The following is a 23,184-nucleotide window of genomic DNA, read 5'->3' on the forward strand; positions in this document are numbered from 1 at the left end:
TATCCAATGAAAGGCTCAACAGATCGGATGTTAACACGCATCAAGTCCATTTATTTGTTCATCAATGAAAGGGAATCCGTTACCACTTCAGAACTAGTAGAAGAGTTCGGCATCACGTCCCGTACGGTGCAACGTGATTTGAACGTGCTTGAGTACAATAACCTTGTGAAGAGTCCTAGCCGGGGAACGTGGACGTCGTCTAAACGTACACTCAAGACGGCAAATTGAAAAAGTATATGTAGATTCAAGAGACCTGGCATCCAGGTCTCTTTTTTATGAAAAAGAGAATCCGTCCCATCGGACAGATTCTCTCTCACCTCTTTAATTATTAATTATTGAAGAAACAATTGAACTTCTTCTTCCGTCAACTCACGATATGCCCCGAGTTCAAGCGATTCATCGAGTTCTAGCGCGCCGATTTGAACACGCTCCAATCGCTCGACATGTTTGCCGACCGCTGCGACCATTCGTTTCACTTGGTGATATTTCCCCTCAGACAATGTCAGACGAATGACCGACCGACGTTCGCTCCGGCTCAGAATCTCGAGACGAGCCGGCTTTGTCGTATACCCATCCTCTAACTCAACGCCGTTCGCAAACGTCTTGATGTCCTCTGCCGTCATCTCTCCATCGACATCAGCGATATACACCTTGTCAACGTGCTTGCGAGGTGACATGAGCGCATGATTGAATGCACCATCGTTTGTGATGAGGAGAAGCCCTGTCGTATCTTTATCGAGACGTCCGACCGGGAAGAGGTCATAATGGGCATACTCGGGATCAATCAAGTCGATGACTGTCGTCTCGACCCGATCTTCCGTTGCGCTGACGACTCCTTCCGACTTGTTCATCATGAAATAGATATATGGACGATATTCGACCACTTCCCCAAGCACTGTGACTTTCTCAGATGTTGGGTCGACGTGCCGTTTGGCATCTTTCACAGGTGCATCATCCACTCTTACCGCACCTTGTTTCAATAGAATCTTTACATCTTTTCGTGAACCGTATCCCATGTTCGCTAACAACTTATCAATTCGCATTACTTTTTCCTCCGATATTCAAAGCGTTTCCCTAATAATTTTCCTGCAAGGTGGCTCCGCCAACCGAGGTAACCGTATACGAGAATCCCGATGGTCACTCCAACGACAGTCGCAAAGATGTCGTTCCCCCAACTCGCTTCTTCATTCAAGGTGATAAGAAGTGACAGATACACAGCCGCAAACATCGCCGCCCCCATCAAGAACATCAAGATGGTTCGTCGAAGCAATTGCTTATAAGGGAACTGGAGGGTCCGTTGAATCATCCATACCATGAGAACAATCGCAACGATGTACCCTAAAATTGTCGCATATCCCGCACCAATTCCACCGAGCCAGTAGACGAGCGGAACGTTCAACGCAAGTTTCGTCAAAAGACCCATCGATGTAGCAAAAATGGTGAAATATTGACGATTGATTCCCTGCAAAATCGCAGCCGCGACCGAATAATAGGCCAAGAAGAAAGCACTCGGTGCATAGTGGAACAAATACACCCATCCTTCACGGTCACCCGGGAACAACGTACCAAACAATGGCTCCGCAAGGGCGACGAGACCGATGACAGCAGGAATCGTCACGAAGAACGACACTTGGAAAATATGGTTCACTTGATTCCGCACCTTTTGCATATCTCCTGTCGTGAATGAGCGGGTCACGAGTGGAATCGTCGCCATCGAGACACTCGCTGCCACAGATACAGGAATCAAGACAATTTTATGCGCGTTTCCGGTCAAGAATCCATAAGCCGACGTCGCTTCCGAAACCGTCGCACCTGAGCTGAGTAACGTATTGACCATCGTCAGCTGATCAATCAATTGATAGAGAGGGGTCGATACCCCGACCATCACGATTGGAATGGAGTAGCTGAGCAATTCGAGCAACAGCGACTTCATCGAACGGACGGGTGTGCCCGCCGGATTCTCTGTCTGGCGATGAATGTCTTTTCGCCGTTTCCAATACATGATGAGCACGGCAAAACTACCGATTGCCCCGATGAACGCACTGAACGTCGCAATCGTGACCGCAATGACTTTTAATCCGTTCAGTTCAGTCGTTTCGACCGACTGCGTCCCACCGAGAGCATTGGCAATCGGACGAATGAATTCAGAGTCTGCAAAGACGAATAAGACGAGCATCGTTCCACTAAGTAGGAACAAGATGCGCACGATTTGTTCAACGACCTGTGAAATTGCCGTCGGCGCCATGTCTTGATGACCCTGGAAATAACCACGCACCATACTCATTGCCGGAATGAGCAGTAACGCAAAACTGACGCTTCGCGTCACGAGTGTGAGCGACTCAATGTACTGCTGATTGTTTTCTGAATTTCGAACCATCAGCTCGGATAACCATGGTGCCGCAAAAAAGAGTAATAAAAAAGCGACGACACCGGTCGCAAGCATCAGCTTCATTCCTTGACGGAACAATCGTTGACTTGTCCCGTACTCTCCTAACGCATTATATTTGGCGATAAATTTTGAGACAGCAACGGGAATACCTGCCGTCGATATCGAGATCATGATTGCGTAATACGTATATGCCGCTTGATATAACGTCACTCCGGCTATCCCGACCATCGCTTGGAACGGGAACGTGTACAACAGTCCTAGCATTCGGGAAGTCAAGTTTCCCGCCGATAAAAGAAGCGTTCCTTTGACGAAGGAGGCTCTTCCGGAATCTTGTTTGGCGCTTGATGACATGAGGCACCTCCATCTATAAAATCAACTATTCAAATGAGTTCGGTTTTACAAAACAACCGCTTCTCATTATACTCTTACTGTTACGGATAATAAAGTTACGATAATTTTACTAATCATATAGATGAAGAAATGAGGAGATTACCTATGAAAGATGTCATCGTCATCGGTGGAGGCCCGAGCGGTCTCATGGCAACGTATGCAGCGGCGAAAAGTGGTGCTTCGACCTTGTTGATCGATAAAGGATCCAAGCTCGGTCGAAAATTGGCCATATCAGGTGGAGGACGCTGTAACGTCACGAACCGAAAACCAATCGATGAATTGATTCAATTCATTCCAGGGAATGGTCGCTTTTTATATAGCGCCCTCGCCCAGTTCGACAATCAATCCATCATCGACCTGTTCACAGGATTCGGCATTCCGCTGAAAGAGGAAGACAATGGGCGCATGTTCCCTGTGACGGATAAAGCACAGGATGTCGTCAACACGTTACTTCGGGCGATTGAAGACCTCGGTGTCGAGATTCGAAAAAAAGCCGAAGTCAAAACACTGCATTTTAATGAAGAAAATGAGTTTTACTCTGTCGAATTGATGGATGGCGAGATGCTTGAAGCAAAAGCTTGTGTCGTCGCGGTCGGCGGACAGTCCGTCCCACACACCGGTTCGACCGGGGACGGTTATCCATGGGCACAAAAGGCCGGTCATACAATCACCGAACTTTTCCCGACAGAGGTACCGATCAAATTGAACGATTCGTTCATCGGAACGAAACAACTTCAAGGGCTATCGTTACGTGATGTTGCGCTGACGGTACACGGCAAAAAAGGGAAGGCCATCAAGACGCACCAGGGCGACATGATTTTTACCCATTTTGGAATTTCAGGTCCAATCGCTCTCCGCTGTAGCCAATACACGATCAAAGAACGAAAGCGTAGCAAAGAACAAGTCGTTCTCCTTTCACTTGACTTCTTCCCTGACACGTCACGAGATGAGCTCGTCCACGAGCTATGGAATCAAGTTCAGAACCAACCGAAGCGTGCCGTTAAAAACGTGTGGAAAGGCTACATCCCCGAGCGACTACTTGACTTGTTGCTAGAAGAGCTCACATTTGGCGAAGAAGACGCGAGTCAGTTGAAGAAGCAATCCGTCATCGACTTCGCATCGCGTTTGAAACTGTTCGAGATGCACGCCATCGGTACGCTTGACTTTGATAAGGCATTTGTCACAGGTGGTGGCGTATCGGTCAAAGAAGTTGCGCCACAGACGATGATGTCGAAGAAGGCACCGGGTCTCTTCTTCGCAGGAGAAGTACTCGACATCCATGGATATACGGGTGGCTACAATATCACGGCCGCTTTCACGACAGGTCATTGCGCCGGATCGCACGCAGCCGAACTGGCTACACAGCGATAAGGGTATAAGTTCGTTGCGTGACGAGCCCCCTTAAAAACAACCAAAAGGCTTGATCCCTGAACGAGCCAGGGTCAAGCCTTTTGATATTCTTTTCAACTTAATTTTCCAACTTCATCACATCTCGATACTTGTACTCTTCTAGAATTTCATGACCTTCTTTGAATGTCCATTCGGGAATCGATAGCTCTGGGTGCGACGTCAAATAGTCATGGAACACATCCTTCCCTAGAATATAGTTACTCCAACGCGGAATGTCTTTTTGACTATTACCTACTACAAAATCAGTAAAGGATGTTTCATAATCATTCACTTGACTCGCAATGTGTTCCATGGTCGCATCATCTAATTGCACATGCCATGGGGGAGAAACCCCTTTGACAATCCTATCGGCAAATGCGTCCGCTTTCCCTTCGATGATGATAGACTCAAGAATCGAACTAAGATTGTATTCGTTTTGATCACGAAGGATCAGGTGGTGGTATTCATGAGCTGTTGAATAGGCTAGAACATCTTTGTCAAAATCTGTATCGAGAAATAAGATGAAGGCGTCTTTGTATGCTGCTGCGCCTACACCTTTCATCGGTTCAATATCATAGAAGAATTCAGGATTGTACGGGGCAATAAACACCGTACTCTTCTCTTTAGGAAGGATTTGATTTGAATCTGCGTATGTCGATTCAATAATCTCTTTAATCTCGTCATACCGTTCAATCAATGTGTCGAGTTGCTTCAGCAATTGTTGCTTATGAGGGGTCGGCTTTAGATTAAAATCAGTTTTTAAAATGGATGTATCGATTTTTTCTTCCTCCCCGACTTCCCCTATGTAATCGAGTACGTATTTTTTGAAGTTTTGTTTGCTCTCCTCCGAATCGGTTGATTCAAGGGATGTATTCAAATATTGTTGGTATTGGGTGTAAAGTGGGACGATTGTCAATTCATTCTCTCCGTTGATTTTTATCGTTTCGATTGAAACGTCAGGCTCAGACGTTGTAGATTCTGACGTTTGTTCATCATCACTACATGCTGTTAATAGAAGTGCTGAACTACAACATAGAATACCGAACAACTTTTTCAGTTGAATGACCTCCATCTCAATAATCAATTCTCTCAATCATTTACTTATGTTAAATTATACCACAAATTACTCTAATCACCATTTTTATACGCTCCAATATCATGATGTCGCTAGGACTTTCACATCTTCAATCACAACAAAACGGCTCAAGCCTTTTCTGATGAAAGACTCAAGCCGTTTGTGATTATTCTTTCCCTGCGAGTTGACGACGCACTTCTTTTTCGAGCTCTGGCTCCGGCGGCATCCATCCTTCAGGTTTCATGACTTTATTGTCCGACTCGCGTAAAATCGGCTTCCCGTCCGGTCCAAGTTTCGCCATATTGGCGCGCTGGACGATTTCAAACAATGGGACGGGATCAAGCCCGAGTTCAACGAAACTTCCCATGACAAAATACAACGCGTCCGTTAATGCATCCCCTTGACCGACGAGACGTTCCACATCATCTGACGGTGGTGCGTCTTGTAACGATTTTTGAACGGCCTTTTGGAATCCTACTTGGAATTGCTCGATGGCTTGTAAGAACTCCTCTTCCGATTGCGACGATTGATGCAAAAACTCGACGACCGCTTCCTCTGCCGTCCACACCGACCGTTTCGTCGCGCGATCAAGCGTCAACGGTTGCGGAGATTCCGCTCCCGGATGTCCGAATGTTTCGTGGAATTGCTTCACTTCTTCAAAAAAATAACGTTTACTCATCTATAGTTCCCCCATTGTCAGTCCACCGAGACGAAGGCATCCAAATCGAATACTTCCGGGTGGACGATTGCAAAGATTTCATTGTCTTGTAAAAACATACCGGTCGAGTCATACACACGAGGTGTCACCATCTGACCGTTGATCGTCCCTTCTTCCGGGTTGACCGTGTAGAGGACGAGTTCTTCTGAATCGAGCACATAGATACGTCCTTGCCTCTCGACAAGCCCGACGCCTTCGAACCGTTCGAATTTTTGTTGGATGGAAGCACTCATGCCGTCGGCGGATAACGCTTGTCGCGAATCAAGCATCCATTCGGTCTCGGGTTCTTTTTTCTCATCCTCTTCTTGTGCGTTTGGCTCATTGTCAGGTGCGTCTTCAGAAGCAGCCGTTTCGGTCGAGTCGTTGTCATTCGTCGAGACGTTCTCTGTCGCTGTATCTTCTGATGGTTCTTCTGTATTTTCAGCACTCGTGTCAGCTTCAGTTGACTCTTCTTGGGACTTGTCATCCACTGGCGTCTCCAGTTCAATCTCCCGCTCTTCAATATAGAGGAGCTCAAGGTCCGGCGTGTCCGCCAACCGATTCATCATGAACAATCGATTCGATTCACGGTCATAGCCAAGACCAAAAATCCGGTCTTCCGACACGAGACCTTTGATTTGTTTACGTGGCCGCTCGACCCAGCGCCCCTCTTCCCGTTCAATGGTGACAAGCGTCCCATTTGCAGTAACCGCATAAACTAAATCCTCTTTGATCATTCGCATACCGATGAAGTCATCGAGGCTGGCTTTCCCTGAGTTTTCAAGTTGGAGTACTGAGTTGACACGGGTTCCGTTTCCACTCACTTCAAAGAACTCAGCCTGCTCGGTTATGACGAGATAGGCCCCAATCGTGTCACTGTAATACACTTCATCGATTTGGTTAATCTGTTCGAGTGCATCGGTCGTGTCAATATCGTCATCATCTTGGGCCGCCTCTACGGGTGGGAGTGAAGCCGTTTGATGACTTGTTTGAATATCAATTTTTTCAAATGTCGAAGCGACCTGTCGCTGAATCTCTTCATCTGAAAAGACGAAGATATAGCAAAGCACCGCACCGACTACGACAGCACAAAGTGTCGTATAGAGCACATAAGAACGTTTCATGGACATGTCGTCCCCTTCTACTTCAGTATCGCCCTTTAGTGTATCAAAACCGCCAGTAAAAGAAAATGACCCCACTAAAAAGAAAAGAATGTGCGACAATGTCACACATTCTTCATGTTACCCGACTACAATATTGACGAGTTTCCCTGGAACGACAATGACTTTACGAACCGTCTTGCCTTCTGTGAACTCTTGGACACGCTCGTTACCGAGTGCTTCCGCTTCGAGTGCTTCTTTCGACGCGTCACGCGAAACGTGCATTTTCGCACGAAGTTTCCCATTCACTTGAATGACGACTTCAATCGTGTCACTCACAAGTTTTGACTCATCGTAAGTCGGCCATGCCGCATACGTCAATGCTTCAGTCATGCCCATCTTCTCCCACAACTCTTCCGACAAGTGAGGTGCGACCGGTGAGAGCATTTTGATGAAGTCGACCATTTGTGACTTCGGCAACGTCTCTTGTTTGTTCGCTTCATTGACGAAGACCATCAATTGCGAGATGGCCGTGTTGAAGCGAAGTGCCTCGTAGTCTTCCGTCACTTTTTTCACGGTCTGATGATACGTGCGTTCAAAGTCGGCAGTCGGTGCCACGTCCGCGAAGTTCGTTTGATCGAACAAACGCCATACGCGGTCGAGGAAGCGACGTGCCCCGTCAAGCCCATTCGTCGACCATGCGATCGCTGCATCAAGTGGTCCCATGAACATTTCATAAAGACGGAGCGTATCCGCACCGTGTGACTTCACGATATCATCCGGGTTGACGACATTCCCACGAGATTTCGACATCTTCTCGTTGTTCTCACCGAGGATCATCCCTTGGTTGTAGAGTTTTTGGAACGGTTCGTTCGTCGGGACAACGCCGATATCGAAGAGGACTTTGTGCCAGAAACGCGCATAGAGCAAGTGAAGGACGGCATGCTCCGTACCACCGATGTATAAGTCGACCGGAAGCCAACGTTTGAGTTTCTCAGGGTCCGCAATCATCTCCTCGTTATCCGGATCGATGTAACGGATGTAGTACCAGCAGCTGCCGGCCCATTGTGGCATCGTATTTGTCTCACGACGACCCTTCTCCCCAGTGACAGGGTCTGTGTACGTCAACCACTCTTCTGCGTTCGCAAGTGGTGATTCGCCCGTACCCGATGGTTTGATTTCATCGATGATCGGAAGTTCGAGCGGAAGCTCTTCGACCGGTACCGTCTTCATCGTACCGTCTTCCATATGAACAACCGGAATCGGCTCGCCCCAGTAACGTTGACGGCTGAACAACCAGTCACGAAGACGGTATGTCGTCTTCGCACGACCTGTGCCACTAGCTTCAAGTTCTTCAATGATCGTCTTGATGGCATCAGCTTTATTGAGTCCGTTCAAGCTACCTGAGTTGACGTGCTCTCCATCTTCGACGTAAGCCGCTTCTTCCAAGTTCCCGCCTTTGACGACTTCACAGATTGGAAGGTCGAACGTTTTCGCAAACTCATAATCGCGTTCATCGTGCCCAGGGACGGCCATGACCGCACCTGTCCCGTATGTCGAGAGGACATAGTCCGCTGTCCAAATCGGAAGTTTCTCGCCGTTCACCGGGTTGATCGCATATGCGCCCGTGAAGACACCCGTCTTCTCTTTGGCGAGATCCGTACGTTCAAGGTCTGTTTTCTTCGAGACTTCTTCAATGTATGCTTCGACTGCTGTCGATTGTTCAGGCGTCGTGATCACTTTCGTGAACGGATGCTCTGGTGCGAGTGTCACGTAAGTCGCCCCGTGAAGCGTATCTGGACGTGTCGTGAAGACGGTGACGATCTTATCGTGACCATCGACCTTGAAGTCGACCTCGGCACCGACCGATTTGCCGATCCAGTTGCGTTGCATCTCTTTCACGCTCTCCGGCCAGTCAAGACCTTCCAAATCTTCAAGTAAACGCTCCGCGTATTCGGTGATGCGAAGCACCCATTGCTTCATCGGCACGCGATAGACCGGGTGGTTCCCCCGCTCTGACAAGCCATCGATGACTTCCTCGTTCGCAAGGACCGTACCGAGCGCTGGGCACCAGTTGACCGCGACTTCATCGACGTAGGCGAGTCCACGTTCGAAAAGTTGAGTAAAAATCCACTGCGTCCATTTATAGTACTTCGGATCCGTCGTGCTGATTTCACGGTCCCAATCATATGAGAATCCAAGATCCTTCAATTGACGACGGAACGTCTCGATGTTACGCGCTGTGAACTCGCGTGGGTCGTTCCCCGTATCGAGTGCGTATTGCTCGGCAGGAAGACCGAATGCATCCCATCCGATTGGGTGAAGGACGTTATATCCTTGCATCCGTTTCATCCGGGCAATGATATCCGTTGCCGTATAACCTTCCGGGTGACCGACGTGAAGGCCGGCTCCTGATGGGTAGGGGAACATATCAAGGACGTAAAAACAATCCTTCTCCGGGTCTTCTGTCGTTTTGAACGCTTCTTTTTCTTCCCAGCGTTTTTGCCATTTCGGCTCGATTTCTTGATGTTTAAAATAGCTCAACATTCTTCCTCCTCTGCATAAATAAAAAGCCTTCCGTCCCCGAAAATGGGACGAAAGGCTTAAAAGCTCTCCGCGGTACCACCCATGTTGCATTACTGCCACTTGAGACGCCGGTAACGAGGCGTAACCTCGGTTTTCCTTACTCGTTTCAGGAAAACAGCTCCAAGGCGAGTTCACAACATCCGCTTATCGATTCACACCACCCATCGACTCTCTTTGAAACGGAACGTTCGTTACTAATCCTCTTCATCGCTTGCTATTCATCGTAGTCTATTTTAGCCCATTCTGAAATTCAACGTCAACTTGATTTTTCAGTAACGCGAATGTCTTTCATGAATACGAATAGACTGAGGGCAAACGTGGCGAGTAGGAGCAGCATACCAAAGACTGCCGTAATCCCGAACACATCGTAGATAAACCCAGATAACGTTGGGCCAATCATCCGACCGACGGAAGCCGCAATATTGACGAGCCCTTGATATTGACCTGCCTTCCCAGGCGGGGCAAGTTTCGCCGCAATCGTTGGAACCGCTGGCCAAACGAACATTTCGCCGATTGTCATGACGACCATCCCTACCATGAACATACCGAAGCCACCAGCGAACGGCACGATCAAGAAAGCACCGAGGAAAATCGATGCCCCGATGATCAATTGACGTTTCAAATCATCCTCAAACTGTCGCAACACCCGATTGAGTAATGGTTGTGCAAAAACAATCATTGCCCCATTCACTGTCCAAAGGAGTGAGTATTGGCTGATTGTGACACCGAGGTCTTTCGAGTGAACCGCGATCGTTCCTTGCCACTGAACGTAGACGAACCAAAGCACCGCATAACCAATAGCGACATACCACATCGACTTCATCGTCGCGCTCGAGAGCGTCGTGGCCGCTGCTTCTAGCTGGGATTGCACGACAGGACGTGTCGGGTTCTTCAAATAGCGAAGTCCAAATAAAAGAACCACAACAAATAGGACCGACAAGAAGAAGTTTGCGTAAAAAATCCACTCGATGTTCAATCGCGCGATTTGACCGCTCATCGCTGTACCGAGGGCGACCCCAACATTTTGCGCGACATAAATCGCGTTGAAGGAACGACGTCCCCCTTCTGGCCAAATGAGTCCAGCAAACGCATAAACGGTCGGAAAGACGAGTCCCCCAGAGAACCCGATTAAACCGAGCCACACCAAATAACCGAAGAACGTGGCGTGGAACAGTAAAAATCCAAGCGAACTCGCAAGCAACAAGCCGACGGAGATGACGAGCGTCGCCTTTCCTCCGATTCGGTCGAATAGCGTCCCTCCAATGTAGTTACCGACGATTGCGAGTGCGGAGTTCACGAGAAGCGCCACTCCGGCAAGCGTCATCGACTCACCTAAAAAATCATGAATATACAGGGTGTTAAATGGCCATAAAAAAGACGCCGCCGTTGTATTGAGCGCCATCGCAATGACTAGAATCCATACCGAGATTGGCATTTTATTGTTCACACCAAGTCCTCCTTTCATCCCTCTTCACATTAAAAAATCGGCACAAAAGGCCGAATCGACAAGATTTCCCTATCAAACCTAAACGAATGCCAAAGAAGTGTCAAGAAAAATTACTCATTATGAAGTTTTGTCATTTTTTATTTGTGATAGGATGAGCAAGGAAGGAGAGATAACCATGAATCCATTTGGTCAAAACCGCTATCATACATTGAATGAGGCATATCGTCGGGAATACGGGAACAAGGTGTTTAAAGTGCCGCTCGATGGTGGCTTCACATGTCCGAACCGTGATGGCCGCGTCTCCAAAGGCGGATGTACATTCTGTTCAGATGATGGAAGTGGCGATTTTGCGGGTAATGCCTGTGACCCGATTCCCGTTCAATTCGAAGAAGTAAAAACGCGACTTCATCGAAAGTGGAAGAACGCCGACTACATCGCCTATTTTCAGGCGTACAGTAATACCTATGCGCCAGTCGAAAGATTACGCGAATTATTCGAACCAGCGCTTCAGCAAGAAGGTGTCGTCGGTCTCTCGATTGCGACACGCCCAGATTGCTTGCCTGATGACGTTGTCGACTATTTAGCCGAACTGAATGAGCGGACTTCTTTATGGGTGGAACTCGGTTTACAGACCGTACATGATACGACCGCAAAAAAAATCAATCGCGGACACGATTATCAAACATTTTTGAACGGTCTTGAAAAACTGCGTCGTCACAACATTCGCGTATGCGTGCACATCATCAATGGCCTACCCGGTGAAACACCAGAGATGATGCTCGACACAGCCCGAGAAGTTGCTAAAATGGACATACAAGGAATCAAAATCCATTTGCTCCACGTCTTGAAACATACACCACTTGCCCGTCAATACGAGAAAGGCTTGCTCGACTTGATGGAGGAAGACACATACATCTCCCTCGTTTGTGATCAACTCGAACGGATACCACCCGAGGTGATCGTCCATCGATTGACGGGAGACGGCCCGCCTGACTTATTGATTGGTCCATTATGGAGCCGTCACAAGATGCAGGTGCTAAACAAGATTCGTGAGGAATTGGAGCGACGTGATTCCTTCCAAGGAAAAAAGAAGGATGAGATTGATGGGATTAATGAGAGTACTACCATTTGCAAAACAATTACTACATGACCACCTCGAAGTAGGACATGTCGCTATCGATATGACTGCCGGGAACGGGCACGACACGTTGTTCTTGGCGAACGCCGTAGGCGAAACGGGACACGTATACGCATTTGACATCCAAACAGAAGCGGTTGCTTCAACCCGTGCACGTATACAGGAAGCAGGTGTCGATGAACGGGTGACCGTCATTCATGATAGTCACGATACGGTTCATACGGTCGTCGCGAATGAGACACGACCAATCACCGCAGCCGTCTTCAATTTGGGTTATTTACCAGGAAGTGACAAATCCGTCACGACACAAGGGAATACGACCATTGCCGCATTGTCTCAATTATTAGAGGTCATGGCTATCGGTGGTGTCATCGTCATCGTCATCTACCACGGCCATGAGAGCGGGAAGGTCGAACGGGATGATGTGCTTCGCTATGTGGAGTCGCTTGACCAAAAGCAGGCGGGTGTACTGCGTTACGGCTTCATCAACCAGATCAACCACCCTCCATTCATCGTGGCGATTGAAAAACGTTCAAAATAAAAGAAGGCGGCTCCTGTGAGTCGCCTTCTTTTATTCTTGAATCAATTCATAAAACGTCATGAGCGTTTCTGCAAATTTGGTGTTCAACCGCTCATACCCAAAATGCGGGAATCCTTCTAATCGACGGATATACACTTGATCTCCACCAATCTTTCGGCAGACGTTCAACGTCAACTTCACGTCTGCAAATTGATCATCAGGTGCGTAGAAACAAGCGAGCGGGAGACGTGGCAAATGTTTCTTTTCTTCTTGATGCTCTACGATTTCTTCTTCGATTTCCCGATATTGGGCATATGTGATTTCACCAAATCGGGACGATTCGTCGCCGCCGCCGGTGAATGTCATCATTCCGAGTGGTAAGTCTGGGCGAAAACGATCGACTGCACTCGCGACGACTTGTTTCAATCCACCGATTTGACGAGTCGCATGCCAATCAAACAATGGAGAGATATAAGTCAGGCTCCCGAGCGGCACATCATACTCCTGAAGAAGCCGGTTTGTAAAGAGCGCCCCGAGGCTGAACGCCACGACATGAATCGGTAATTTATACTCGCCGGCCTCACGTAACGCCCGTTTGATCAATTGTTTATGATCTTCTGCCGTCAAGCCCATCGATTGGTCGCGGACGACAATTACTTCGTACTCGTCTTGAAGTCGTCGAATAAAATTCTCGCTGATCCGAGATGTGAACTGTAGCGGATAAACGATGACGATGACCCCTTTTTGTGTTTCTTCATATGTCATGCTGCCGTCACCTCATTTATAGACTATATTCATTGTATCAAAAAAACATCAGCCGCAACTGATGTTTAAACAAAATCCGTCTGGAGTCTTAGCTCGGGACATATCTTAGATGAATGAGTTCCATCGGTTGGTCGTAGACCTCTTCTTGAATTCGATTCACTTCTTTAAATGATTGATGCAAGAGGAAAGCAATCGCCTGATCATTCGAATTTTCAACGTACACTTCCATCGGTTGTGTTTTTTTCGATTGAAGGTGCCTTAAAAAATCTGCACCGTACCCGTTCCGATGGTGATCGGGATGAAGATAGAGACGAAGCATCTCCCACATGTCACCGCGATCGATGGCATGACAAAATCCGATGACATGGCCTTCGTACTCGCCAACGATAAAATATTGTTCTCGTGCTTCTTCACTTGAACTGATTGCTCGTACAATCTCTTCTTGTCGATAGGCGCGCTCCATCGCTCTTGTCCGATTGGAATCATTCTTTGAAATCGTTGCAAGTGCAATCGTTCGAATTAACGCCGCATCTTCTGGAACTGCTTCTCGCATATTCATGATCGCTTCCCCCTTTAGGCCAATCTATTTGTATCATTCCCTATCATAGTGTTTTTATCCTGCACTACATTTCTTTTTCATGACGATTCATTAGAAAACGTTATCTTAGCATTCGACTTGGGTATAAAACTAGCAATGCCAATCAAATGAAGGAGTGGAACAACATGGAACCAAAATTAGAGCATGACCCGAAAGTCGAACAAACAGAGAACCCAAATCGTCAATTTGACCAAATGAACGCGGGAAGTCCGAAAATCAACGTCGTGACCGGCATGTTACTCGGTGCACTTGTCGGTGGTCTTCTCGCATTACTTAGCTCCTCGAATCGAGATCATACGAAACAATCCCTCTCGAGCGCAAAATCTTCGGTCGGCGGCATTGTCAATGAAATGAAACAAGACCCTGCTGGTAAAGCCTCACAGGTTATTGAACAAGTGAAGACGGCTTCCGGCAAAATTCAGGAAGTATCTACAGACGTTCAGAACGTATATGAAAAAGTCGTCGGAGAAGTAGATACAGTTAAAGAAGACGTCAATAAAATCGTTGATACAGCACAAGAAGCCAAGTCTGATTTACAAGATATCGGTGAGAAGGTCGTCGAAGCGAAAGATACAGCTCTCGGACAAGAAACAACTTCCAACGATTCTGAGTCAGACGAAAATAAACAGACACCATCAACTACATGAACCAAAAAAACGACCTTTCCGCGGAAAGGTCGTTTTTGATTACGCGAAACGCTTCGCGCCTTCTTCAAGAACTGCTGCTTTATCTGTTTGCTCCCAAGGGAGTTCCACATCTGTACGACCGAAGTGACCGTAAGCTGCTGTCTGTTTGTAGATCGGGCGACGAAGGTCGAGCATTTTGATAATACCTGCCGGACGGAGGTCAAAGTTCTCACGAACGAGTTCAACGAGTTCTGTTTCGCTCAATTTTCCAGTGCCGAATGTATCGACAGCGATTGATACAGGGTGTGCAACCCCGATCGCATACGCGAGTTGTACTTCCGCTTTATCCGCAAGTCCTGCTGCAACGATGTTTTTCGCTACATAGCGGGCTGCGTATGCCGCTGAACGGTCAACTTTTGTCGGATCTTTACCAGAGAATGCACCACCGCCGTGACGAGCGTATCCACCGTACGTATCGACGATGATTTTACGTCCTGTCAAACCTGCATCCCCTTGTGGTCCACCGATTACGAAGCGACCAGTCGGGTTGATGAAGTATTTCGTTTCAGCATCGATAAGTTCAGCCGGAATGACTGCTTCGATGACATATTTTTTCAAGTCTTCTTGAATTTGCTCGAGTGTAATCTCTTCTGCATGCTGCGTCGAGATAACGATTGTATCGATACGAACAGGGTTGTTATTCTCATCGTACTCAACCGTTACTTGTGTTTTCCCATCCGGACGGAGGTACTCAAGCGTACCGTTCTTACGTACTTCCGCAAGACGACGTGACAACTTGTGTGCCAACGAGATTGGGAGGGGCATGAGTTCAGGTGTCTCGTTTGTTGCGTATCCGAACATGAGACCTTGGTCTCCTGCCCCGATTGCATCAAGCTCCTCTTCAGTCATTTGACCTTCACGAGCTTCAAGGGCTTGGTCTACACCTTGCGCGATATCGACCGATTGTTCGTCAATCGATGTCAAGACTGCACATGTTTCAGCATCGAAACCATATTTCGCACGTGTGTATCCGATTTCACGGATCGTTTCACGGACAACTTTCGGGATATCCACGTAAGTTGACGTTGTGATTTCACCAGCTACGAGTACAAGACCTGTTGTGACAGACGTTTCTGCCGCAACACGGGCATTCGGGTCTTCCGCTAAAATGGCATCCAAAATCGAGTCAGAAATCTGATCACAAATTTTGTCTGGATGTCCTTCAGTAACCGACTCTGAAGTAAAAAGTCGACGGTTCAAATTTGACATTCAAAAAACCTCCTATAATAAGGGTGATATGTGGACGGTACTCGTTCCCCTTACGCGTTGCTTTGGGACGGTAATGAAAAAAACCTCCCCCCGATGACATACATGGGGAAAGGTTGAATCGTTCTTCCTTACCCTCTTATCGTTCGAAGCTAATGGCTTCGCTTCAGGATAGCACCTTTTCCGCACAAGACTTCATGTCGGACGGTTGCTGGGCTTCGTAGGGCCTTGTTCCCTCCACCGCTCAGAATAAGAGTATCCGTTACGAAAACCATCATATAAATGACATCCGATTATGTCAAGGGAATTGAACGAATTCGTATTTTTTTCACAGACTTGCTAAACATTTCTGTTTGTGAATCGTCAACCATTTTTTTATTTCGTTTCTTTTTTTTAACACCTTGTGATAAGAGAATGTGTTAAACTATCCTTGTAAGAAAGCGCTTACTTAATAGAGAAGAAATGCTTGTTTTTAATTAGTGTGTCACATATAATTAAAAATGTCATACTAATTAATCTTGATTGCGGAAGTATGCGGATTTCATCCACATCTATTTAGGGGAAAGGTGGGATTCAGGATGGCGACAACGCTCCTGAAAATCGAAGAATTAATTAATGGTACCGACATGTTACGGAACTTGACGGTTCCAGAGCTGGTAGAAGAAGCCATTCAAAATGGTGAAGGTGTACTGACAAAAGACGGGGCATTATCTGTCAGCACCGGTGCTTTTACCGGACGGTCACCGAAAGACAAATTCGTCGTACAAGATGAAGTCAGCAACAACCTTGTCGATTGGGGGAAGGTCAACCAACCAATCGCTGAAGAGAAGTTTTCAGCACTTCTTGAAAAAGTACTCAATCACTTAGAGAAGAAAGATAAGCTCTACTATCTTGAAGCTGCGGCTGGCGCGGATGAACACTACACTTTACCCGTTCGTGCCATCACAGAGTATGCGTGGCACAGTCTATTCGCTAAACAACTCTTCTTACGTGAATGGCCGACGAAAGGTGCGTTCGACCCGTTTACGGTCATTTATGCACCGAGTTATAAAGCAGACCCTGCGGTCGATGGCACAAACTCAGAGACATTCATTCTCGTTTCATTCGCCAAACGTACAATTCTGATCGGGGGAACAGAATACGGTGGTGAAATTAAAAAATCAATCTTCTCCGTCATGAACTTCTTGTTGCCTGAACAAAACGTGTTATCGATGCACTGTTCGGCAAATGTCAATGATGCGAACGAAACGGCTCTCTTTTTCGGGTTGTCGGGAACTGGGAAGACGACACTTTCGGCTGACCTTGAGCGTCACTTGATCGGTGACGATGAACACGGATGGTCACCAGACGGCATCTTTAACATTGAAGGCGGTTGCTACGCAAAGACAATCAATTTATCACGTGAGAACGAACCACAAATTTATGATGCGATTCGATTCGGTTCATTGATTGAAAACGTTGTGCTAAACGATGATCGAACACCAGACTACAAAAACATTTCTTTAACGGAAAACACGCGTGCGGCATATCCGATTGAGTTCATCGACAATGCGATGCTCCCATCACGCGCAGGTCATCCGAATACAATTGTTTTCTTGACGGCAGATGCGTACGGCGTCTTGCCACCGATCAGCAAATTGACGAAAGAGCAAGCGATGTATCACTTCTTGTCTGGCTATACGTCAAAACTTGCCGGCACGGAGCGCGGTGTCACAGAACCACAAGCGACGTTTTCGACTTGCTTCGGTTCACCGTTCCTCCCGCTCGCTCCTGAGCGTTACGCGGATATGCTCGGTCAATTGATTGAAAAACATGATGTCGATGTCTATCTCGTCAACACAGGTTGGACAGGTGGTGCATACGGTGAAGGTTCACGTATGAAACTCGCTTATACGCGCGCGATGGTCAACGCCGCAATCAATGGACAGCTTCGTGATGTCGAAACGATGAAACATGACATTTTCAATGTCGAGATTCCAGTAGCCATCGAAGGTGTACCGAGTACTGTTCTCAATCCACGAGATACATGGAACGATTCAGCTCGTTACGACATGGAGGCAAAAGCACTTGCCATGAAATTTAAAGAGAACTTCAAGCGTTTCACGAAAGCAAGTGAATCAATCATCGCAGCCGGTCCGCTCGTCATCTAACTACATCAAAACACCGACTCAATCATGAGTCGGTGTTTTTTCTTGCTGTATCATCCAGTCCATCGCCTGCTCTGTCGTCTCCCATTTATCCCAAAATGGGAGCTGGTGTCCGAATGGGACCACCCAAAATTCAGCCTGCTCCCCTAACTTCTCAGCGACAGCTGTCGCATGACGCAAGCGAACCTGCTCATCGTCGGTACCATGGATGATGAGCGTCGGGGCAATCCATTCTTTATAGAGGGGGGAACGATCAACATAGGCAGATTCTGCTGATTCGGGGTCCCCACCTGTCATGCGACGTAACATCTTCCGCATCGAACGCTGTTCCTCATATGTCCATTCTAGGTTCGTCACGCCTGCCCAGGATGTGACCGTGGTGACCGGTCGTTCGGATGCGAGCGATAGTGCCATCATGCCCCCTCGCGAAAAGCCGAGCACGTGAACCGGTCGTCCGCTCGTTTGAACGCGATCGTATAGCGAGAGCACATCTTCCAAATCATCCCCACCAAAATCCTCTTTTCCAGTCCCACCATGGTTGCCACGATAGACGGGAGCGACGACATGAAAGCCGCGTGATGCGAATTGCATGAGCCGCGGTAAACGGACGTCCCCGATTCGTGCCGTCCCTCCACGTAAGTACATCAACACGTGCCCATTCGGTCGTTTTGGTTCGATTGAATACGCTACGACCTCTTCTCCATCATTTGTCGTGTACCACCCTCTTGTCACCCGATAACCTGCGTACGGTGGTAACACATCAACTCGGTCAAACCAACTGTTGTTCATGTAGAACCCTCATCGTCTCCGGTAAGACTCGGTCTTTCATCATAAAACTATAACGTTGATTGCGTAACAAATTACCCGGCAATGCATCAATCAAGACGGCCCCATCCGTCTCATCGACGGCAGGATGATCCTCAAATCGCTCAATCTCAGCAAAGTAAATATTTTTGACGACCGTATCACCTCGACCGAGCACCCGATACTGTCCCAAGTAGCGTAGTGTCTGCACGATCCCACCGGTCTCTTCGTAAACTTCTCGGATTGCGGCGGCGTCCTCATGCTCGCCCGGCTCGACTTTCCCGCCCGGAAACTCGAGTCCTCTTTGTTTATGCTTCGTCAATACCCACTTATCCTCGTAACGGGCGACGACCCAGACGTGGAGCGGTGTGTCTGAGAATGGATAATGGGTGAAGCTTAGCTCAACTTGATTATGATAGTAATCCTTGAATGTCTTCATAGTCCATCCCTTTCTTTCCCCTGTCTACTCTCACTTTACCTTGTCTTCACCCAGTTTCAAACAAAAAAATCGGCCCGACTTGCGGACCGATTCGTTTTCTTATTGATTCAAGCGTTTTTCGAGTTCTGCTTTTTGTTCTTCATATCCCGGTTTACCGAGCAAAGCGAACATGTTTGCTTTGTACGCTTCGACGCCTGGCTGGTTGAACGGGTTCACTCCGAGGATGTAACCGCTCATCGCGCATGCTTTCTCAAAGAAATAGAACAAGTAACCAAGGTGATACGGGGTCATCTCCGGCAATTCGACGACTAAGTTCGGTACATCGCCGTCTGTGTGTGCGAGAAGTGTTCCTTCTGTCGCCTTATCATTCACAAATTGAATCGTTTCACCGGCAAGGAAGTTCAAGCCATCCAAGTCCTGTGCGTCTTCTGGAACGTTCATCGAATGACGAACTTCTTTCACACGGATGACTGTCTCGAACAAGTCGCGACGACCTTCTTGGATGTATTGGCCCATCGAGTGAAGATCCGTCGAGAAATCGACAGCCGCAGGGAAAATACCTTTATTGTCTTTCCCCTCTGATTCACCGTAAAGCTGCTTCCACCACTCTGACACGTAGTGAAGAGCCGGTTCGTAGTTGACGAGCATCTCAATCGATTTGCCTTTTGCGTAAAGGGCGTTTCGTACAACCGCATATTGATATGCTTCATTCTCTGCCAATTCAGGAGAGCTGTAAGCGTTCTGTGCGTCACGTGCCCCTTCCATCAAGGCATCGATATCGATTCCGGCAGCGGCAATCGGAAGAAGACCGACTGGTGTGAGGACAGAGAAGCGTCCACCGACATCATCCGGAATAACGAACGATTCGTATCCTTCCGCGTCCGCGAGAGTCTTGAGTGCACCGCGAGCCCGATCTGTCGTTGCGTAGATGCGCTCACGCGCCCCGTCTTGTCCGTACTTTTCTTCCATGAACTGTTTAAGAACACGGAAAGCAATCGCAGGTTCTGTCGTCGTCCCTGATTTCGAGATGACGTTAACCGAGACGTCTTTTCCTTCGAGCACTTGAAGCAATTCTCTCATATACGTCGATGAGATATTGTGGCCCGCATAGAATACTTGTGGAGCCTTGCGCTCTTCTTTTGATAATACGTTGAAGAACGAATGTTGAAGCATTTCGATCGCTGCACGGGCACCGAGGTAAGATCCTCCGATTCCGACGACGACGAGAACGTCTGAATTCTCGCGAATTCGTTCCGCCGCAGCTTTGATTCGTGCGAACTCATCTTGATCGTATTCGGTCGGAAGATCGACCCACCCAAGAAAATCACTTCCGGCTCCGCTTCGCTCGTGAATCACCGAGTGAAGCGTTTTTACCGTTTCTTGCATTTGGTCGATTTCGTGCTTCCCTACGAATGAGAGCGCGTTTGAATAATCGAAACGTACAGTTGACATGTCATTTCCTCCTTTAAATCGCTCGTAAAAGAGCCATACATGACCCATCATAAACGGAAACGTCGGATTCGTTCAATCATTATTGCGAAATAGGCAAGAATTCGCCTTATTTACTAAGTTCTAAGATTTTCGAGACATCTTCCCGTTCAAGTGTACGGAAGCGACCGAATGCACCACGCTTCATTGCCGAATCGAGAATCGCATCGAATGTCGACTCATCAATTTCGTAGTCACGGAGCGAGTTTGGCGCACCGAGTTGGTCGAAGAATGCACGAACAGCTTGGATTGTCCGTTTCCCTGTCTCCAAGTCACTTTCACCCGGCTCGACATCGAATACTTCGGTACCGAGTCGTGCGAAACGAGCGGCATTGTCTTCATCCAATACGTGTTCCATCCAACGTGGGAAGAGGATCGCGAGACCGCCTGCGTGCGGGATGTCGTGAACAGCCGATACCGCATGTTCGATGTTATGAGACGCCCAGTCTCCCGCAGCACCCATTTGAAGCACACCGTTCAATGCCATCGTACCCGAGAACAAGATGATGGCACGAAGGTCGACGTTCTCTAAATCGTTCACGAGTTTCGGAGCCGACTCCACGACCGCTTTCAAAACACCTTCTGTCATGCGTTCCTGTACCGGTGCATGGTTCGGGTGGAAATATTGTTCGAAGCAATGGCTCATCATGTCGACGATGCCGTAAATCGTCTGGTCTTTCGGAACCGACACCGTGTAACGTGGATCAAGGATGGAGAACGTCGGGAATACGAGCGGATGGCCCCAACCGAACTTCTCTTGTGTCTCCCAGTTCGTGATGACCGACCCAGAGTTCATCTCTGACCCTGTCGCTGCGAGTGTGAGGACCGTCCCGAATGGCACCGCCTCTGTCGGGATATGCTCACGGAGGACAATGTCCCACGCGTCCCCTTTATAAGGGATTGCCGCTGAGATCAGTTTCGTACAGTCGATGACGGAACCTCCGCCGACTGCGAGTAAGGCATCTACGTTCTCTTCACGGGCAAATTTCACAGCACGACGTACCGTTTCGATACGAGGGTTCGGTTCAACACCTGAGAAGTCTACGTATGAGATACCGGCTTTTTCAAGTTCGGCCACGACTTCATCGTACGTCCCGTTCTTTTTGATGCTTCCGCCACCATAGACGAGCATCACTTTCTTCGCGTCGAGCGATTCGAGTTCTCCAGCTAATTTTTCGACCTGATGTGTCCCAAAAATTAGTTTTGTCGGGTTTTTGTATTCAAAGTTGTGCATAAGTCATCCTCCTCATAGAAATATGTAACACCTACACTATATACCCTGTTTTTACGGAATGAAAAGTATCGTGCTTACTGATAGATGCGGTCGATGATCCGATGCAGGATGACCGCTTCCTCCGCTTGACGATAATTCGGCTCCTGTCGACAGGCTTCAAGGAAGAGTCGGATTTGCCGCTCATACGGGTCGTGTTCAGTCAAATAAGCTGGTCGCTCGTCAAACAATGCCCCAAATTTCTCCGTGTGAAGTGTGAGCGGGAACAGACTGGCTCCGGCTTTCGTTCCGCGACATTCCACTCGCATCGTATCTTTTTCCTCGATATTGGCCATGTAGCTGACGTCGAGTAATAAGGATGCTCCGTTTTCAAACGTGACCATCGCCCTCGCCGTATCTTCGACTGAGAGCGAGCTTGCGTCCCATTCCCCCAGCAAGCCGACACCAGGACGATTCCCTAAGTACTGACCGACATGACCGACGACCTCTCTCGGTTTCGGGTATCCCATCAAATGAAGCGCCAGGTCTAACATATGCACACCTATGTCGAGTAATGCACCCCCGCCTTGCAGTTCTTTATTCGTGAAGACACCCCATCCCGGAATTCCACGCCGTCGAAGCGCGAGCGCCGTCGATGCATAGATGTCTCCGAGTTCACCCGCATCAATCATTCGCTTCAACAGAACCGTATCCTCACGATGTCGGTAATGGAATCCGTAATGCAATGTTTTTCCGGCTCGTTTTGCCGCTTCCAACATCTCGATCGCTTCATTCTCTGAGATTCCCGGTGGCTTCTCACAGAGAACGTGACATCCTGCTTCAAGCGCAAGCAGCACTTGCTCTTTATGTAAGGCGTTTGGTGTACATATACTGACCGCATCGAGATTTTCGCGTGAAAGCATCTCTTCGACCGTCTCATAAAGGTTCGGGATGCCGAACTGTCGTGAGACACGGTCCCCGTTGGCTCGTGTTCGATTCATGACGGCTACCACATCAACCCCTGCTTTGACATAATTCGGAATGTGGGCGCTTGTGGCAATCCCGCCCGTTCCGATGATGCCAATCTTCATATGATCTCCTCCTATTCGG

Annotated in this window: 21 protein-coding genes, 1 riboswitch and 1 other annotated feature; of the genes, 6 read left to right on the forward strand and 15 right to left on the reverse strand. The window is 48.1% G+C overall.

Annotated elements, in window-relative coordinates:
* Positions 1-6 precede the first annotated feature (6 nt).
* The gene (locus KNO95_RS06125) at positions 7-228 is read left to right on the forward strand and encodes a DeoR family transcriptional regulator (RefSeq protein WP_026825552.1); all 222 of its coding nucleotides are present in this window, start codon (positions 7-9) and stop codon (positions 226-228) included.
* 104 nt (positions 229-332) lie between these two features.
* Here the strand turns inward: KNO95_RS06125 and KNO95_RS06130 are convergent, their stop codons facing one another.
* Both KNO95_RS06130 and KNO95_RS06135 read right to left on the reverse strand, forming a co-directional pair.
* Positions 333-1,043, reverse strand: coding sequence for a pseudouridine synthase (locus KNO95_RS06130; protein ID WP_214878477.1), 711 nt, complete (start codon positions 1,041-1,043; stop codon positions 333-335).
* The gene (locus tag KNO95_RS06135; protein ID WP_214878479.1) at positions 1,043-2,740 is read right to left on the reverse strand and encodes a putative polysaccharide biosynthesis protein; all 1,698 of its coding nucleotides are present in this window, start codon (positions 2,738-2,740) and stop codon (positions 1,043-1,045) included. The genes KNO95_RS06130 and KNO95_RS06135 overlap by 1 nt, the downstream gene beginning before the upstream one ends.
* A gap of 144 nt (positions 2,741-2,884) precedes the next feature.
* On the opposite strand from KNO95_RS06135, the gene KNO95_RS06140 reads away from it, so the two are divergent.
* A complete protein-coding gene (locus KNO95_RS06140) occupies positions 2,885-4,150 on the forward strand; it encodes a BaiN/RdsA family NAD(P)/FAD-dependent oxidoreductase (protein ID WP_214878481.1) in 1,266 nt (421 codons plus the stop codon).
* A 97-nt stretch (positions 4,151-4,247) separates the two neighbouring features.
* Here KNO95_RS06140 and KNO95_RS06145 read toward each other — a convergent pair whose 3' ends face one another.
* The 5 genes from KNO95_RS06145 to KNO95_RS06165 form a co-directional block, all read right to left on the reverse strand.
* Complete coding sequence (locus tag KNO95_RS06145; protein WP_251129263.1) at positions 4,248-5,261, reverse strand: DUF2268 domain-containing putative Zn-dependent protease; 1,014 nt, start codon at positions 5,259-5,261, stop codon at positions 4,248-4,250.
* A 148-nt stretch (positions 5,262-5,409) separates the two neighbouring features.
* Positions 5,410-5,922, reverse strand: coding sequence for a pyrophosphohydrolase domain-containing protein (locus KNO95_RS06150; RefSeq protein ID WP_214703482.1), 513 nt, complete (start codon positions 5,920-5,922; stop codon positions 5,410-5,412).
* 17 nt (positions 5,923-5,939) lie between these two features.
* Entirely contained in the window at positions 5,940-7,064 is a 1,125-nt protein-coding gene (locus tag KNO95_RS06155; protein WP_251129265.1) for a hypothetical protein, read from the reverse strand.
* A gap of 117 nt (positions 7,065-7,181) precedes the next feature.
* On the reverse strand, positions 7,182-9,587 hold the full coding sequence (gene leuS / locus KNO95_RS06160; protein WP_214878485.1) for a leucine--tRNA ligase: 2,406 nt from the start codon (positions 9,585-9,587) through the stop codon (positions 7,182-7,184).
* Between the two features lie 40 nt (positions 9,588-9,627).
* Positions 9,628-9,843: a binding site (T-box leader), on the reverse strand.
* 39 nt (positions 9,844-9,882) lie between these two features.
* On the reverse strand, positions 9,883-11,073 hold the full coding sequence (locus KNO95_RS06165) for an MDR family MFS transporter (protein ID WP_235181828.1): 1,191 nt from the start codon (positions 11,071-11,073) through the stop codon (positions 9,883-9,885).
* 175 nt (positions 11,074-11,248) lie between these two features.
* Here KNO95_RS06165 and mnmL point away from each other — a divergent pair, with 175 nt between their 5' ends.
* Both mnmL and mnmM read left to right on the forward strand, forming a co-directional pair.
* The gene (gene mnmL / locus KNO95_RS06170; protein WP_214699270.1) at positions 11,249-12,223 is read left to right on the forward strand and encodes a tRNA modification radical SAM protein MnmL/YtqA; all 975 of its coding nucleotides are present in this window, start codon (positions 11,249-11,251) and stop codon (positions 12,221-12,223) included.
* Positions 12,177-12,752: a tRNA 5-(aminomethyl)-2-thiouridylate-methyltransferase MnmM gene (gene mnmM / locus KNO95_RS06175; RefSeq protein WP_026825542.1), complete on the forward strand. Its 576-nt coding sequence runs from the start codon at positions 12,177-12,179 to the stop codon at positions 12,750-12,752. The genes mnmL and mnmM overlap by 47 nt, the downstream gene beginning before the upstream one ends.
* Before the next feature lie 30 nt (positions 12,753-12,782).
* Here mnmM and KNO95_RS06180 read toward each other — a convergent pair whose 3' ends face one another.
* Positions 12,783-13,496: an alpha/beta hydrolase gene (locus tag KNO95_RS06180; protein WP_026825541.1), complete on the reverse strand. Its 714-nt coding sequence runs from the start codon at positions 13,494-13,496 to the stop codon at positions 12,783-12,785.
* Between the two features lie 88 nt (positions 13,497-13,584).
* Positions 13,585-14,055, reverse strand: a complete 471-nt coding sequence (locus KNO95_RS06185; RefSeq protein WP_026825540.1) for a GNAT family N-acetyltransferase — start codon at positions 14,053-14,055, stop codon at positions 13,585-13,587.
* A 164-nt stretch (positions 14,056-14,219) separates the two neighbouring features.
* Here KNO95_RS06185 and KNO95_RS06190 point away from each other — a divergent pair, with 164 nt between their 5' ends.
* Positions 14,220-14,741: a hypothetical protein gene (locus KNO95_RS06190; protein ID WP_214703476.1), complete on the forward strand. Its 522-nt coding sequence runs from the start codon at positions 14,220-14,222 to the stop codon at positions 14,739-14,741.
* A gap of 39 nt (positions 14,742-14,780) precedes the next feature.
* Here KNO95_RS06190 and metK read toward each other — a convergent pair whose 3' ends face one another.
* The gene (gene metK, locus KNO95_RS06195; RefSeq protein WP_026825538.1) at positions 14,781-15,989 is read right to left on the reverse strand and encodes a methionine adenosyltransferase; all 1,209 of its coding nucleotides are present in this window, start codon (positions 15,987-15,989) and stop codon (positions 14,781-14,783) included.
* 133 nt (positions 15,990-16,122) lie between these two features.
* A riboswitch (SAM riboswitch) is annotated at positions 16,123-16,242 on the reverse strand.
* Positions 16,243-16,564: 322 nt separating this feature from the next.
* Between metK and pckA the strand changes: the two genes are divergently transcribed.
* On the forward strand, positions 16,565-18,136 hold the full coding sequence (gene pckA, locus KNO95_RS06200; RefSeq protein ID WP_026825537.1) for a phosphoenolpyruvate carboxykinase (ATP): 1,572 nt from the start codon (positions 16,565-16,567) through the stop codon (positions 18,134-18,136).
* An 18-nt stretch (positions 18,137-18,154) separates the two neighbouring features.
* Here pckA and KNO95_RS06205 read toward each other — a convergent pair whose 3' ends face one another.
* From KNO95_RS06205 to KNO95_RS06225, 5 genes are all read right to left on the reverse strand, one after another.
* Positions 18,155-18,922: an alpha/beta hydrolase family protein gene (locus tag KNO95_RS06205; RefSeq protein WP_214878486.1), complete on the reverse strand. Its 768-nt coding sequence runs from the start codon at positions 18,920-18,922 to the stop codon at positions 18,155-18,157.
* Positions 18,903-19,376 (reverse strand): RNA deprotection pyrophosphohydrolase, encoded by a 474-nt coding sequence (gene ytkD, locus KNO95_RS06210; RefSeq protein ID WP_026825535.1) that lies wholly within the window; start codon positions 19,374-19,376, stop codon positions 18,903-18,905. Before ytkD ends, KNO95_RS06205 begins: the two co-directional genes overlap by 20 nt.
* A gap of 99 nt (positions 19,377-19,475) precedes the next feature.
* Positions 19,476-20,828, reverse strand: coding sequence for a glucose-6-phosphate isomerase (locus KNO95_RS06215; RefSeq protein WP_214699278.1), 1,353 nt, complete (start codon positions 20,826-20,828; stop codon positions 19,476-19,478).
* A 106-nt stretch (positions 20,829-20,934) separates the two neighbouring features.
* Entirely contained in the window at positions 20,935-22,098 is a 1,164-nt protein-coding gene (locus KNO95_RS06220) for an iron-containing alcohol dehydrogenase (protein WP_214703473.1), read from the reverse strand.
* A 74-nt stretch (positions 22,099-22,172) separates the two neighbouring features.
* The gene (locus KNO95_RS06225; RefSeq protein WP_214878487.1) at positions 22,173-23,165 is read right to left on the reverse strand and encodes a Gfo/Idh/MocA family protein; all 993 of its coding nucleotides are present in this window, start codon (positions 23,163-23,165) and stop codon (positions 22,173-22,175) included.
* Positions 23,166-23,184 lie beyond the last annotated feature (19 nt).

The organism is Exiguobacterium sp. ERU653 (genome assembly GCF_018617775.1).
GTDB classification, from domain to species: domain Bacteria; phylum Bacillota; class Bacilli; order Exiguobacteriales; family Exiguobacteriaceae; genus Exiguobacterium; species Exiguobacterium marinum.

Bases quoted from the DNA above. Each gene is read 5' to 3' on its own strand.
- mnmM (WP_026825542.1), top strand. From the start codon at position 12,177: ATGGGATTAATGAGAGTACTACCATTTGCAAAACAATTACTACATGAC.
- KNO95_RS06190 (WP_214703476.1), top strand. From the start codon at position 14,220: ATGGAACCAAAATTAGAGCATGACCCGAAAGTCGAACAAACAGAGAAC.
- KNO95_RS06185 (WP_026825540.1), bottom strand. From the start codon at position 14,055: ATGAATATGCGAGAAGCAGTTCCAGAAGATGCGGCGTTAATTCGAACG.
- mnmL (WP_214699270.1), top strand. From the start codon at position 11,249: ATGAATCCATTTGGTCAAAACCGCTATCATACATTGAATGAGGCATAT.
- ytkD (WP_026825535.1), bottom strand. From the start codon at position 19,376: ATGAAGACATTCAAGGATTACTATCATAATCAAGTTGAGCTAAGCTTC.
- KNO95_RS06150 (WP_214703482.1), bottom strand. From the start codon at position 5,922: ATGAGTAAACGTTATTTTTTTGAAGAAGTGAAGCAATTCCACGAAACA.
- metK (WP_026825538.1), bottom strand. From the start codon at position 15,989: ATGTCAAATTTGAACCGTCGACTTTTTACTTCAGAGTCGGTTACTGAA.
- KNO95_RS06205 (WP_214878486.1), bottom strand. From the start codon at position 18,922: ATGAACAACAGTTGGTTTGACCGAGTTGATGTGTTACCACCGTACGCA.
- KNO95_RS06140 (WP_214878481.1), top strand. From the start codon at position 2,885: ATGAAAGATGTCATCGTCATCGGTGGAGGCCCGAGCGGTCTCATGGCA.
- KNO95_RS06130 (WP_214878477.1), bottom strand. From the start codon at position 1,043: ATGCGAATTGATAAGTTGTTAGCGAACATGGGATACGGTTCACGAAAA.
- pckA (WP_026825537.1), top strand. From the start codon at position 16,565: ATGGCGACAACGCTCCTGAAAATCGAAGAATTAATTAATGGTACCGAC.
- KNO95_RS06215 (WP_214699278.1), bottom strand. From the start codon at position 20,828: ATGTCAACTGTACGTTTCGATTATTCAAACGCGCTCTCATTCGTAGGG.
- KNO95_RS06135 (WP_214878479.1), bottom strand. From the start codon at position 2,740: ATGTCATCAAGCGCCAAACAAGATTCCGGAAGAGCCTCCTTCGTCAAA.
- KNO95_RS06225 (WP_214878487.1), bottom strand. From the start codon at position 23,165: ATGAAGATTGGCATCATCGGAACGGGCGGGATTGCCACAAGCGCCCAC.
- KNO95_RS06155 (WP_251129265.1), bottom strand. From the start codon at position 7,064: ATGAAACGTTCTTATGTGCTCTATACGACACTTTGTGCTGTCGTAGTC.
- KNO95_RS06180 (WP_026825541.1), bottom strand. From the start codon at position 13,496: ATGACATATGAAGAAACACAAAAAGGGGTCATCGTCATCGTTTATCCG.
- KNO95_RS06220 (WP_214703473.1), bottom strand. From the start codon at position 22,098: ATGCACAACTTTGAATACAAAAACCCGACAAAACTAATTTTTGGGACA.
- leuS (WP_214878485.1), bottom strand. From the start codon at position 9,587: ATGTTGAGCTATTTTAAACATCAAGAAATCGAGCCGAAATGGCAAAAA.
- KNO95_RS06125 (WP_026825552.1), top strand. From the start codon at position 7: ATGAAAGGCTCAACAGATCGGATGTTAACACGCATCAAGTCCATTTAT.